This window comes from Parahoeflea alexandrii (assembly GCF_024105735.1).
GTDB classification, from domain to species: Bacteria; Pseudomonadota; Alphaproteobacteria; order Rhizobiales; family Rhizobiaceae; genus Hoeflea; species Hoeflea alexandrii.
The window spans coordinates 98458-112164 of sequence record NZ_JAAAML010000004.1; the positions used below are offsets into that span (position 1 = coordinate 98458).

The 13707-nt window shown below is 62.5% G+C and carries 10 protein-coding genes; 4 read left to right on the forward strand and 6 right to left on the reverse strand.

Going from position 1 to position 13707, the window contains the following annotated elements; genetic code table 11:
• Positions 1-2: 2 nt before the first annotated feature.
• The 4 genes from GTW23_RS19800 to GTW23_RS19815 all read right to left on the reverse strand — a co-directional run bounded on the left by GTW23_RS19800 (position 3) and on the right by GTW23_RS19815 (position 7372).
• A complete protein-coding gene (locus GTW23_RS19800; protein WP_252917119.1) occupies positions 3-2402 on the reverse strand; it encodes a circularly permuted type 2 ATP-grasp protein in 2400 nt (799 codons plus the stop codon).
• Between the two features lie 3 nt (positions 2403-2405).
• Positions 2406-5762 carry a transglutaminase family protein gene (locus tag GTW23_RS19805; RefSeq protein ID WP_252917121.1) on the reverse strand — a complete coding sequence of 1119 codons (3357 nt, stop codon included), beginning with the start codon at positions 5760-5762 and terminating at the stop codon, positions 2406-2408.
• Positions 5763-6003: 241 nt separating this feature from the next.
• A complete protein-coding gene (locus GTW23_RS19810) occupies positions 6004-6471 on the reverse strand; it encodes a chemotaxis protein CheW (RefSeq protein WP_152009820.1) in 468 nt (155 codons plus the stop codon).
• A gap of 301 nt (positions 6472-6772) precedes the next feature.
• On the reverse strand, positions 6773-7372 hold the full coding sequence (locus GTW23_RS19815) for a hypothetical protein (RefSeq protein ID WP_252917123.1): 600 nt from the start codon (positions 7370-7372) through the stop codon (positions 6773-6775).
• An 86-nt stretch (positions 7373-7458) separates the two neighbouring features.
• On the opposite strand from GTW23_RS19815, the gene GTW23_RS19820 reads away from it, so the two are divergent.
• Together GTW23_RS19820 and GTW23_RS19825 are read left to right on the forward strand one after the other, a co-directional pair.
• Positions 7459-7992, forward strand: a complete 534-nt coding sequence (locus GTW23_RS19820; RefSeq protein WP_252917125.1) for a hypothetical protein — start codon at positions 7459-7461, stop codon at positions 7990-7992.
• A 2-nt stretch (positions 7993-7994) separates the two neighbouring features.
• On the forward strand, positions 7995-8213 hold the full coding sequence (locus GTW23_RS19825; RefSeq protein ID WP_152009823.1) for a helix-turn-helix domain-containing protein: 219 nt from the start codon (positions 7995-7997) through the stop codon (positions 8211-8213).
• A gap of 16 nt (positions 8214-8229) precedes the next feature.
• On the opposite strand, the gene GTW23_RS19830 is transcribed toward GTW23_RS19825, so the two are convergent.
• Together GTW23_RS19830 and GTW23_RS19835 are read right to left on the reverse strand one after the other, a co-directional pair.
• Positions 8230-10380, reverse strand: coding sequence for a DEAD/DEAH box helicase (locus GTW23_RS19830; RefSeq protein ID WP_252917127.1), 2151 nt, complete (start codon positions 10378-10380; stop codon positions 8230-8232).
• Between the two features lie 169 nt (positions 10381-10549).
• Positions 10550-12010 (reverse strand): MFS transporter, encoded by a 1461-nt coding sequence (locus GTW23_RS19835; protein ID WP_252917128.1) that lies wholly within the window; start codon positions 12008-12010, stop codon positions 10550-10552.
• A gap of 242 nt (positions 12011-12252) precedes the next feature.
• Here GTW23_RS19835 and GTW23_RS19840 point away from each other — a divergent pair, with 242 nt between their 5' ends.
• Both GTW23_RS19840 and GTW23_RS19845 read left to right on the forward strand, forming a co-directional pair.
• A complete protein-coding gene (locus GTW23_RS19840; RefSeq protein WP_252917130.1) occupies positions 12253-12639 on the forward strand; it encodes a hypothetical protein in 387 nt (128 codons plus the stop codon).
• Between the two features lie 150 nt (positions 12640-12789).
• Complete coding sequence (locus tag GTW23_RS19845; protein ID WP_252917132.1) at positions 12790-13698, forward strand: LysR family transcriptional regulator; 909 nt, start codon at positions 12790-12792, stop codon at positions 13696-13698.
• The last annotated feature ends 9 nt before the right edge of the window (positions 13699-13707 follow it).

Consider the following 13707-nt stretch of genomic DNA (forward strand, 5'->3'; position numbering starts at 1 on the left):
CGTCACTCGAGAAACTGGGTGTGGAGGTCGTTGGTCAACCGTCCGATCGCTTCACGCAGTTCGACCAGCTTGGACTGATCGAGACTTTGCGGCGTGTTGACCGACAGCTCGGCCTGCACACGCAGCACCGCCCGTGAGAGTTCGGAGAGTTGTCCGTTGACATCGGCGCCCGGCAGAAGGCTCACCTGATCGCGGATTTCGTCGATGTGGAAAGCGATCGAGCGCGGGTTGAGCGGATCGAGCGCCAGAAGATCAACCACCGTTTCACGGCTGGCTGCGACAGGATAGCGCCGGCGGTGGGTCATCACGCTGTCACCAACCTCGACGCACAACTCGAAACCGCCATGGGGGCCCGACCACTCCGCAAAGGCCGAGAGCAGGTCGGCCATGGCGATGGCCCGTTCCAGCGACCGGCCGATGGTCAGGAACCTCCAGCCGCTGAAGCGGTACATGTTTTCATGCACCAGACCTGAAAAACCGCTGATCTTGCGCAACAACACGCCCATGGCCGAAGCTGCATCATCGCCCGGCACCACCGTCCTGCGCATGTTGCCGACCGTGCGCTCAAGATCGGCCAGCGACGCCCAGGCGTCGACCGAGAACCGGTCGCGCACCTGGTTGGCGGCGTTGACGGCCATGGCAATGGTCCGCTCGACGGTTGCGGAAACACCCTCGGTGATCTCAAGACCTTCAGCATCAAGATAGGTTTCAAGCCGGCTCATCAGCGGTGTACCGCCGGCCGGCGTTTCGGGAAGCCTGCTCATATAGGCCCGGGTGAGGCGCATCTGACCTTCCGCCCTCTCGACGTAGCGACCGAGCCAGAACAGGTTGTCGGCGGCACGGCTGGGCAACAGCCCTGGCGATGTCCTGACAAAGACTTCGTCGGTGTGGCTGAGCATTGTGTCTTCGGACACCGGCTCGTCGGAAACAACCCAGACATCAGCCACGGTTCCGCCGCTGCGCAAGGACACCGCCGACGGATCCTGGCTTGTTGCCGCCAACCGGGCAAAGCCGCCGGGCATCAGTTTCCAGCCATTGCGGGTCCGTGCCATGAACACGCGGATCCGCATCGGTTTGGGTTCCAGCCTGCCGTCTTCCCAGGCAGGCGTGGTCGACAGCGACACCAGTTCCTGGCCAACCAGATTGCGCCCTTCCTGCTCAAGCCAGGATCCGAGATCGAGGCCGACGCCCGACATGTCTCCCCTGAGAACCGCTCCGGGTTCAGGCTCCAACGGGAGGCGTGTCGAATTGGCCGGACCGATCAGCATTGCAGCGGCATTGGCGCGAACATGGTCCCGCTCGGCCTCACCGCCGCACCACCATGTCGCGATGTTCGGAACCGCAAGCGGCTTGCCGTGCAGAACTTCCGACAGGCGCGGCAGGAAGGCGAGAAAGGCGCGGCTTTCAAGCACGCCAGCGCCAAGGGCATTGATCATTGTGACGCCTTGCGAGCGGACAGCGCCCAGAAGTCCCGGCGTGCCCAGACGCGAACTCGCCTCGAGCTCGAGCGGATCGGACCAGGCCGCATCCAGCCTGCGCCAAAGCACGCTGATCGGCTTCGGGCCCGAAACCGTGCGCACCATCAGCCGCCCGTCATCGACCACCAGATCATCGCCCTCAAGCAGCATCATGCCGAGATAGCGGGCAATGTAGGCGTGCTCGAAATAGGTGTCGTTCATCGGGCCAGGCGTCAGGATCCCTGCCCTGCTGCCATCCTCGCGCCGCATGGCGTTCAGGCCGTCGCGGAAGCTGCGGAAAAAGCCCGCGAGGCGCTCGACATTTGAGCCACTGTAATAGCCAGGAAAGGCGCGGACCGAGGCGACCCGGTTTTCCAGCGCGTAACCGGCGCCCGACGGCGCCTGGGTCCGGTCGCCCAGCACCCACCAGCCGCCATCGGCGCCGCGGCCGATTTCAAAGGCGAGGAAATGCAGGAAGTGACCGGAAGCAGGCTTTACCCCGATAAGCGGACGCAGCCATTCCGGATTGGACGCGATCAGGCCTGCGGGAAGGTGACCCTCCTCAACCAGCCGGTTCTCACCATAGAGATCGGCGACGATCGATTCGAGCAGCTCAGCCCTTTCGGCCAGGCCTTCGCCCAGCGCCTGCCATTCGCTGGCGGGCTGGATCACCGGCACCGGGCTCAGCGGCCAGTCACGCGGGCTTTTCTCCTCGCCGTAATGACGAACGAACACGCCGGCGTCGCGCAGATATTGTGCGCCACGGGCGAAGGCGCGCTCCCGCTCCTCGGGGCTCAAGCCGTCAAGATGGGCAATCAGACTGACCCATTCCGGCCTGACCGTCCCGTCGTCGCGCAGCAGCTCATCGGGCACGCCTGGCAGGGCCGAATAGCCGGTCAGTATGCTTGAGCGGCCCGGGGGCTTGGCCGTTGCTGAACCAGGCACGGATCAGATCCCCGGCTTGCGGCGCAGATCGAGCGTGAAGGGAAACTCGGGGTGCGGTGTTTCCGGCACCGGCGTGGTGGCGCCCGGCGTATGGCCGCGATGTTCGAAACGGGCCAGCCGCCGGGCTTCCGCCTCGTTGCCGTTGACGGGAAACGTATCGTAGCTGCGTCCACCGGGATGGGCGACGTGGTAGACACAACCGCCCAGCGGCTTGCCCGACCATGTGTCGAATATATCGAAGGTAAGCGGCGCATCGACCGGCAGCACCGGATGCAGCGCCAGAGCCGGTTGCCACGCCTTGTAGCGCACGCCGCCAACAGCGGTTCCGGCTTTTCCGGCCTCCGCCAGGGGCACCGGACGACCGTTGCAGGCGACCATGTAGCGAGACGGATCGGCGGTTTCGAGCTTGACCTGCAGACGCTCGACCGAGCTGTCGGTGTAGCGCACGGTGCCGCCAATGGCGCCGGTTTCACCCAGCACATGCCAGGGCTCAAGTGCTTGGCGAAGTTCCAGCCGGACGCCCTCGTAGCTCACCTCGCCACAGAACGGGAAACGGAACTCGGACTGAGCCTCGTACCACTCCGAGCGCAGGTCAAAGCCGTGATCGCGCAAATCCCGCAGCACATCGAGGAAATCCTCCCAGATGAAATGCGGCAGCATGAAACGATCGTTGAGACTGGTGCCCCAGCGGGTGAAGCGCCCCTTGGCCGGGCTCTGCCAGAACCGGGCAATCAGGGCGCGGATCAGCACCTGCTGCGCGAGGCTCATGCGCGGTTCGGGCGGCATTTCGAAACCGCGGAATTCGACCAGGCCGAGGCGACCCGTCGGGCCATCGGGCGAATAGAGCTTGTCGATGCAGATTTCGGCGCGATGGGTGTTGCCGGTGACGTCGGTCAGCAGATTGCGCAGCAGGCGGTCGACGAGCCAGGGCAAGGGCGGATTTCCAGCATCGGGATGCGGGATCTGCTCGAGCGCCATCTCGAGCTCGTAAAGGCCATCGTGACGGGCTTCGTCGATGCGCGGAGCCTGGCTGGTCGGGCCGATGAACAGGCCGGAAAACAGGTAAGACAGGCTCGGGTGCCGCTGCCAGTGCAGGATAAGGCTTGCGAGCAGATCCGGGCGCCTGAGAAACGGGCTGTCGAGCGGGGTTGCACCGCCGACCACCACGTGATTGCCACCGCCGGTGCCGGTATGGCGTCCGTCGATCATGAACTTGTCGGCGCCGAGACGGGTCTGGCGGGCCTCATCATAGACCCCTTCGGTGATCGCCTTGCATTCCTCCCAACTGGTGGCGGGATGCACATTGACTTCGATCACGCCGGGATCGGGTGCAACCCGAATAACGTTGAGGCGTGGGTCATGCGGCGGGCCGTAGCCTTCGATATGGACTTTCAGGCCAAGCCGGTCGGCGGCAACTTCAGCGGCCGAGACCAGTTCGAGATAGTCCTCGACCTTCTCGACCGGCGGCATGAAGACGCACAGCCGGCCATCTCGCGGCTCGACGGAAATCGCGGTGCGCACCGCTCCGTCGAGATCGCCGATGGTCTGCTCGACCCGCTGCTGCGTGGCCTCGGCGGCGGTGAACTGGGCGCGTGCCTGCGACGCAGCATCGGCGGCACGCGAGTCTGCCAAGGCATCATCGAGAGCCTTGCGGGCCGGATCCGGCAGATCGCCTTTGGGTTCTGTCGGATCGGAGGGATTGACGAACGGATAGGAGGACGCCGGGACATGCGGCAGCGAACCGAGCGGCAGGCGGTATCCGACTGGGCTGTCGCCCGGGACAAGAAAGACATGGCCACGCCGTGTCTTCCATTTCTCCGAACGCCAGCCGTGACCGGCGGCCTTGGATTGCCAGCGCTGGACCGGCAGCACGAAACCGGACGGGGTCGCAAGCCCGCGTGAAAACACGGTGGCGATCCGGTGACGCTCCTCGGCGTCTTCAAGCTTCGAATTGTCCGGCGTCACATTGTCGGGAAGGTTGCCTTCCTTGAGGATCCATTCCGCCGGATCCTCGTAAGCCGGAACCACGTGATCGTCTTCTATGCCGAGATTGTCGGCAATCGCGGCGAGAAGATCCTTGGCGGTCTCGGGCGTTGCCTGACCGGTGTCCTTGCCCTCTTCTGCAATGAGTTCGGGATTGAACCAGATCGGCTTTCCGTCGCGCCGCCAATAGAGCGAGAAGGTCCAGCGCGGCAATGTCTCGCCAGGATACCATTTGCCCTGGCCGTAATGCAGGAAGCCTCCCGGTGCGAAACGGTTGCGCAGCCTTCGGATCAGCTTGTCGGCCGCTTCACGTTTCTGCGGCCCGACAGCGGCAGTGTTCCACTCCTCACTTTCAAAATCATCGATCGAAACGAAGGTTGGCTCGCCGCCCATGGTGAGCCTGACGTCACCTTTCTTGAGCTTGGCGTCGATGTCCTTGCCGAGGGCGTCAAGCGCTGCCCAGGATTCCTCGTTGAACGGCTTGGTAATGCGTGGATGCTCGGCCATGCGGTCAACCCGCATGTCAAAGGCAAAGTCGACCTCGGCATAGCTGGCAAGACCCGAAATCGGCGCGGCATTGCGGAAATGCGGCGTGGCGGCCAGCGGAATGTGGCTCTCCCCTGTCAGCAGACCGGAGGTCGGGTCAAGACCGATCCAGCCGGCACCCGGCAGGTAGACCTCGGCCCAGGCATGCAGGTCGGTAAAATCGTGATCCGTGCCGGGAGGGCCGTCAAGCGCCACCAGGTCCGGCTTGAGCTGGATCAGATAACCGGACACAAATCGGGCGGCAAAGCCGAGATGCCTGAGCGCCTGCACGAGAAGCCAGCTGGTGTCGCGGCACGATCCCTTGCCGGTCTCAAATGTTTCCTCCGGCGTCTGCACACCCGGCTCCATGCGGATGACGTAGCCGATTTCGTTGGCAAGCCGCGCATTGAGGCCGACCACGAAATCCACCGTGCCGGTTTCATCGCGCGGGACGGTATCGAGAAAGGCCTGCAGCCGCGGGCCTGCGGGTTCGGGAGTCCGGTAGATGACCAGATCGGGTGCAATGTCCTCCGGATATGAGAACGGCCATTTTTCCGCCGATTCCTCGACGAAGAAATCGAAGGGATTGTAGACGGTCATATCGGCGACCAGATCCACTTCGATCTTCAGTTCCATCACCGGATCGGGGAACACATACCGCGCCATCCAGTTGCCATAGGGGTCCTGCTGGTAATTGACGAAGTGCTGTTTCGGGCTGACCTTGAGCGAGTGCGACACCACCCGTGTTCGGCTGTGCGGCGCCGGCCTGAGCCGGATGACCTGCGGGCCGAGGGAAACCGGACGGTCGTATTTGTAGTGGGTCAGATGATGGACACTTGCCAGAATCGCCATGAGAGATATCCGTTGATCGGGCGGCCTTTCGGCACCCGTCAACATGCATGGCGCGGGCGGTCATGTCCACAGTCGATGATGCGGTGCACACATTAACATCCGCATGCAGACCCCAGCCCGGCAAGGAATCGCGGCCTTTCCGACCGTGAGCGGCCGGACCGCGCGCAACCATGACAAAACAGGCGCACCGGGGCGAGCCGGAACGCCTGTTTTCAAAATTCTGACTGTCCTTGGACAGATCTCAGGCGGCGAGTTCGCCTTCTTCGTCGAGCAACGAGTCCAGGTCCAGATGAGAGATCATCTGCTTGTCCTTGGCGATGATCGACGTGGTCATCCGCTGCACTTCGGTGGCGCCAACTTCGGGCACCGACTGGATTTCATCTTCGGTGACGGTGACCATGTCGGAAACATTGTCGACCAGCAGGCCAACCAGTTGCCCGCGGATGCTGGCAACGATGATTGCCGACCGCTCGGTCGGATCAATCGCTTCAAGACCCAGCCGCAGTGCCATGTCGATGACCGGGATCACCGTTCCACGCAGGTTGATAACACCCAGAACGTGGCTCGGTGCGTGTGCCAGCGGCGTCGCAGGTGCCCAGCCGCGGATTTCCCTGACCGACATGATGTTCACGCTGAACACCTGTTCGCCGAGGAAAAACGAAATAATTTCAAGACCTGAAGTCTTATTGCCGGTTTGCGTCTCGTTCATCTTGTCCTCGCGTCAAGTTGGCCTTTCCGCGACCGGACGCACACGCGCCTTCAGTCTTCCGGACCGGCCTAACCGGTTAATCTGTTTGGAACCCGGCACCTTTCGAAAGAAGGCATGTGCCGTTTGCAGCGCCTGGCCGCGACGGGAAACGCATCATGCATGGGGCCAAACCCCTTCCCATATTCGACTTTAAACATGCTTTCGTTAAGAATACGGAAACAAGTGACCACAGTAAACCACCCGATATTGCACTTTTTCAACCACCATACGGCGATATTCACTCCGGGCAGAGGCTGCGGATCTATCCCGTTCCGTTGCAGATCCGAACTGACTGCATAAACTCTTTCCGTTCATGCGCCGGAAGGGTAGCGACAAAGTCCGAACGCCGGGTCGTTTCGATCCAGGAACTGTCTGAACCGGTCTTCACAAATGTACGGAAGGGAAGTTCCGTGAGCGGCGGGGCCGTGGTGCAGCCGCCGCGCAGGTTGATCGAGAAACTGCCCTGCCCTACAAGTCCCTCCGACTTGTGGCGAAGAATGCGCTCTTGCACATCCCTCATGCGAACGGAATCGAGCCTAGAGAGGCGTCCGACATAGATCCGCTCGCCGCGGAGGGGCGGAGGCATTCCGACAATCTCGGACGAATCCGATATCTGCAGCAAGAACCTCTCATTGACCCTGGGGGCCGCTTCACCCCGGACCTGCCAGGTCATTGCAATCATCGCGTCGCCATCCGCAAGACGGATGGATTGAGGCACACCGAGGCCAGCACCAAGCTCCGCGGGGTTCATTTGCAGGGGATTGAAACCTGCCATTGCGACCAGACCACGGGGGGTCACCGACAGACAGCCGGAAAGCAGCACAACGAGGGGGACCAGCAGAAGGGAACGGATTCGCGCCATTTCATTTTCTCCTTGATTTTTTATTGTTTTACGATAATTTATAGTCCTCATAGTTTATTTTTGGAGAGACGGCAATGGAGTATTCGATGTCAATCAAGGTGACCCGCACAAGCCAGAAGCTGGCGCTGTTGTTGCGGGCGGTGGTGATTCTGGCGCTTGTTGCCGGTCTGGCGCTGCTGGCAGGATCGGTGCTGGCGCCTGAGCTCTGGAAGGGGTGGATACGCAATGTGTATCCGCAAGTCACCGATGTGTCGGAGTGGCAGGTGGTCCTGCTCGCGCTTCTTGCGACGGCGCAACTGGGCCTGACCACGATTGCCTTGTGGTGGCTGGCGCGGATGTTCAGCAGCGTTTCGGGCGAGGAACCGCTCAGCCTCGAGGCCGCCGCGCATATGCGGCGGGCCAGTCGCTGGCTGCTGGCCGCGACACTCTATGCTATGGTGGCGCAGATCCCCGCGAGCCTTGTTGCCAGCCTGAACCAGCCTGAGGGCGCCCGCTTCATTGCCTTGGGCCTGAGCACCAGCCACGCCAGCGGCGTACTTGCCTCGCTTGTGCTTTATGCGGTCGCGAGCATCCAGGAACTCGCAGCGCAAGTGCGCGATGACAACCGGCAGATCGTGTGACCATGGCCATCATCGTTCGCCTCGACGTCATGCTTGCACTGAGAAAGATGCGGTCAAAGGAGCTTGCAGCTCGGATCGGCATTACCGAACAGAACCTGTCGCTGCTGAAATCCGGCAAGGTCAAGGGCATCCGTTTCGAAACGCTGGAACGGATCTGCGCCGAGCTCGACTGCCAGCCCGGTGACCTGCTGACTTTCGAGCCCGAACAAGACCAAGATTGAAACGGCTCGGAATTGCCTAGCTTTTCGGCTTGCGCTTCAAGCCGCCCTTGCCACCTTCGGACCCGGTGTCCGATCTGGCGGCGTCGGACGGCGGACCCTTGCGATGCGGCTTGGCCGGTTTGGCGGCCGCCTTGAAGCCGGGCTTGTCGCGTTTCGGCTTCTTGTCCTTGGCAAAGGCGGGCCGGGAATCGCCGGCATCCGCTCTCGTCTGCTCCCTGACGGGCTTGCCATGTTTCGCAGCCGCCTTGGGTTTGTCGGCCCCTGCTTTCGGCGCGGGCGGCAAATCATCATAGGGCCAGACACCCGGCGTTGCGTTTGCCGGCAGGTCGTCGCGGTCCGAGGGCTTGCGGTCGGCATAGGCGTTCTGGCGCGGTGGACGGTCATCACGCTTCTTGCCACCGGTAAAGGGCCGCTTCTTGGCGTAGTCCGGTTTTGACTTTTCCCGGGGACGTTCATCGGCGGAGGGCCATTCCTCCTTTGGCGCGCGCGCCGGCGCTGCTGCAAACTCGTCGCGGGCCCTGGGCGGACGCGGGGAACGGGCCGGCATCTCGGGCACGCCATCAAGGCGGGTGACGGTGACGTTCTTCTCGATCTTGCGGGTCGGACCAATGGCAGCCTCGAACTTGTCGGCGGCAGCTCCGGAGATTTCCACATGGGTTTCCAGGTCGTGGATCTTGATCGAACCGATTTCGGTCTTGGTGATGTGTCCTGCACGGCAGATCATCGGCAGCAGCCAGCGCGGCTCCGCAGACTGCTTGCGACCGAGCGACAAGGAGAACCACACAGCGTCCTTGAGCGGAACATGTTCACGTGGCGCGCGCTCCGGGTAGGTTCCACCAGGCGCGGAGACCGGTCCCTGCTCGATCAGCTCTTCAGGCGAGGAGCGGCCTGCACGGTGCATGCGCATCAGCGCAACCGCCACTTTCTCCGCGCCGTGCTTCTCGAGAAGGGCCGTCACCATGGCCTTCTCGTCTTCACCGATCTCAGCCTCGAATGACGGATCAGCCATCAGCCGCTCATCATCGCGGGCCAGGATCTCATCCGCCGAAGGCGGGCGCGCCCAGGCAGCGGCAATGCGGGCATCCGAGAGCAGACGTTCGGTGCGGCGGCGGGCATTGTAGGGAACGATCAGCGCCGAAACGCCCTTGCGCCCGGCACGCCCGGTGCGGCCCGACCGGTGCAGCAGAGTTTCCGGTGTCTTCGGAAGGTCTGCGTGAATGACCAGTTCGAGATCGGGCAGATCGAGACCGCGGGCGGCGACATCAGTCGCAACGCAAACCTTGGCCCGGCCATCGCGCAGGGCCTGAAGAGCGTGGGTGCGCTCGTTCTGGCTCAATTCGCCCGACAGCGCGACAACCGAGAAACCACGGTTGGAGAACCGCGCGGTCAGGTGATTGACGGTGGCGCGGGTGCTGCAGAAGACGATGGCATTCTTGGCATCGTAATAGCGCAGGACATTGATGACAGCGTTTTCGCGGTCATTGGGGGCCACCGAAAGCGCCCGGTATTCAATGTCGAGATGCTGTTTCTGGTCACCCGCGGTGGTCACCCGAACCGCCTTGTTCTGGTAGCGCTTGGCAAGATTGGCGATGCCTGATGGCACGGTTGCCGAAAACATCAGCGTGCGGCGCTGGTCCGGCGCGGCATCAAGTATGAACTGCAGATCGTCACGAAAGCCGAGATCCAGCATTTCATCGGCTTCATCGAGCACCACGGCGCGAATGGCCGACAGATCGAGCGACCCGCGTTCGATGTGGTCGCGCAAGCGGCCGGGCGTTCCCACGACGATGTGGGCGCCGCGTTCAAGCGTGCGGCGTTCGGTCATCATGTTCATGCCGCCGACACAGGTGGCGATCCGGGCACCCGCTTCGCCGTACAGCCAGGCCAGTTCGCGCTCGACCTGCAGCGCCAGCTCACGGGTCGGAGCGATGGCGAGCGCCAGGGGCGCCTCGGCCCGTGGCAGCGCTTCCTCGTCTCCCATCAGTGTCGGTCCAAGCGAAATGCCGAAGGCCACCGTCTTGCCGGACCCGGTCTGGGCGGAGACCAGCAGATCGGCATCGCGCAGTTGCGGCGCAAGCACGGCTTCCTGAACCGGAGTGAGTGTTTCATAGCCGCGTTTGGCCAGAGCCCGGGCTATCGCCGGCTGGATGGTCGCAAGGTCTGTCATGTCGGGTCTTTCGGACTTCGTGTTTAGGCCCGCTGGAGCGGGCGCCGGGCGCGGGTCACCGTCGGGCCACGGCTTTCTTTGGGGCCTACATAAAGCACATTGCAGCAAGAAGAAACGGGGCCAGGCAAGAAAGTTGCTTTGAGGTAAATCTGCCTGAGGCCGTTTCCTGTCAACCAGGTTTGTGCTGGGCAGCTTGCGGCTTCAGGAAGAACACTGCCAGCGCGGTCAAGCCGAAGGCGAAGACCGGATAGAACAGGGCATGGTAGAGTGAATCGATGTAGGTCGGGTAATCCGCACCCGGCACAGTTCCCGACATCAGCCGGCCGAAGAACAGCTGGCCCATGACTGCGACGCCCAAGGCTCCCCCCACCTGCTGGAACGATTGCACTCCGCCCGAAGCCGATCCGGCATCACGGTCGGGCACGCTGGACAGCGCGAGCTGGAACAAGGGTGACACGGCCGTTCCCAGACCAAGGCCGGCAATGAGAAATGGCGGCAGGAAGAGGCTTGAATGCACGCTCGTCCCCAGTCCTCCGACAAGGGACTGCAACCAGAGCATGGCGCAGAACAGCATGGCCGAGCCGATGAAAATCCTTTGACGCTGCCAGCGCGGCCCAAGCCTTCCCGACAGCATCGAGGCGAGAAAGACGCCCGCAGAGAAGGGAACCGTGGTCAGACCGGACTGCAGCGGCGTCAGACCGAAACCGGTCTGCAGAAAAACAGCAAACACCATGAAGAAACCGGGAACGGCCGAGAAGAACAGGCTCGCTGTCAGCACACCGCCCATGAAGCTGGCATTTGACATCAAGGTCACCGGCAGGAGCTGTGGGCCGCCCGCATCGGCCTGACGATGCTGCCACCGGACGAAGAGCCATCCCGACGGAATTGCTGCAACCGATAGTGCGAAGATCCAGGCGGGCCAGCCCAGTTCACGTCCCTCGATCAGCGGAAAGACGACCAGGAGCAAGGTCAGCCCTGCAAGCGCGATCCCGCCGATGTCGATGCCGACATCCCGGTTGCCTTCCATGGCCGGAATGTATTTCAGCCCTGCAAGGATGGCGAAGAGGCCGACCGGGATGTTGACCAGGAAGATCGGCCTCCAGCTCAGGCCGAAGATATCGGCATCGATCAGCAACCCGCCGATCAACGGGCCGGAAACGGCGGCCAGACCAGCGGTGACACCGAACAGCGCAAAGGCGAGGCCGCGCTCCTTTGGTGGAAAGATCACTTGCGCAATGGCCAGCGTCTGCGGCGTCATCATCGCTCCGCCGATGCCCTGCAACACACGGGCAGCAATCAGCGTGTTTATCCCGGGAGCCAGACCGCAAAGCGCCGAGGCGATGGTGAAAGCGCCGACACCCAAGAGAAAAATCCTGCGACGGCCAAGCATGTCACCGAGACGGCCGAACGGCAGCAGACCGATCGCGAAGGCCATGATGTAGGCTGCAACGACCCATTCGATCTCGGCGCTGGTGGCACCAAGGCCGGACTGCAGACTGGGCAACGCCACGTTGACGATGGTGACGTCGATCAGGTTCATGAAGCCGGCGATGAGCAAGATCGCCATTGCGATCCAGCGCCGCTCATGATGTTCATGGCGGCTCCCGTCAGTCCTGGCTGCAACGTTCATTGGATCTTTGCTCCGGTTCGGTCAGCAACACCTAGGGCTGATCGCTGAAAAAGGAAAGCCGCCCAGCGACCGCAATGGCACGATGACAGTGCCCGCAAAACAGGATGGCGGCCCTCGAGCACGGGAGGCTGGGGGCCCGCGTCAGACCCTTCGTTGAGAGTGGTGCAATCTTACCGAAATCGTGTCTCAAACCACTGAAAATATTTCCTAAAACAGAGGAGCTGCGACGCGAAACCATATACATGGCGGATGCATCGGGAACCGTTTCAGACGCTGCAGCCCTCGCCACAGCGGGAACCAAGGCGCTTCTGCGGCGTTGGTGTGGCATGAAAAAGATCGCCATCATATCCGCATCTGTCCTCGCTCTGGGCGCGGCTTCCATCGCCGCCGACGCGGACAGCATGCCCGAGCTTTCGGCCGCTGCGAGCATGGCTGTCAAAGCCTCCTTGACGCCGGCAGAAAGCACGATCGCCGCACCGCTTCGCGGCGCCCGGCTTGCGCATCAACCCATCGCGCGCAAGGTGCGCCTTGTCGCCCCCGGCATCGCCTCGGTGAGCTCATGTGACGCTGCGTACTGGCCGTACTACCCGTCAGAATGCCTCAAGCGCGTTGAAACAGCGGGACTTTAAACCATCCTCCGGTTCACGCGACCGGCGCAACCAGCACGCCGAGCCGGCACTCCGCTGACGGTGCCATCTGCTCGCCCCAGAGAGACCTGGTCCGCCATCGGGGCAGTTAGCCCGGTTGTCAGCCGCACAGAATGCTGATTGTTATGCGGCATGGCCTTCACGCTCCGCCAATTGCAGTATTTCGTCGCCGTCGCCGCCCAGGGCACAGTCTCAGGGGCAGCGCAGAACCTGTCGATTTCCCAATCGGCGGTGACCGAAGCGATCAAGGAACTGGAAGGCGACCTCGGGGTGGAGTTGTTCGACCGCCATTCGCGCGGGCTGACCATTACCCACAAAGGCCACCAGTTCCTGCGCCACGCCACCAAGATCCTCTCCGATGTCTCCGACGCGAGACGTACCTTTTCTGATGACAAGGAAAACATCACGGGCACGCTCAATCTCGGTGTGACGTCGCTTGTGGCTGGCTATGTGCTGTCCGACCTGCTGGCGCGCTACCGGCGGGCGTTTCCGGGCGTGACGGTTTCAGCGATCGAGGACAACGGAGACTATCTCGAACATCTGCTGATCGGCGGCGAACTCGATGTGGCAGTGATCGTGATTTCCAATCTGCGCAACCGCATGGCGTTACAGACCGAAATCCTCGAAGTCTCGCCCTATCGGCTGTGGCTGCCGCTGGGCCATCGCCTGTCATCGGCTGAAAGCATCAACGTCTCGGACGTCGCCGAGGAACCGGTGATCATGCTGACGATTGACGAAATCGAGGAAAGTACGGCCAAGCTGCTCAACGCCATCGGATCCCGCCCGAAAATCGCTTTCCGAACGCGCTCGGTCGAAGCGGTGCGCAGCCTTGTCGCTACCGGTGCCGGCGTGGCCCTGCTTCCGGATCTTGTCTACCGGCCCTGGTCGCTTGAAGGCGACCGGATCGAAAGCCGCGATGTATCGGGAAGCCTGCCGATGGTGCAGGTCGGCGTTGCATGGCGGCGCGGCAGCCAGATGACCCAGGCCGCGCGGGACTTCATTGACCTGTCGCAGGCTCAGAGAGCCATCCGGCAACGCTAAGCAGATCAA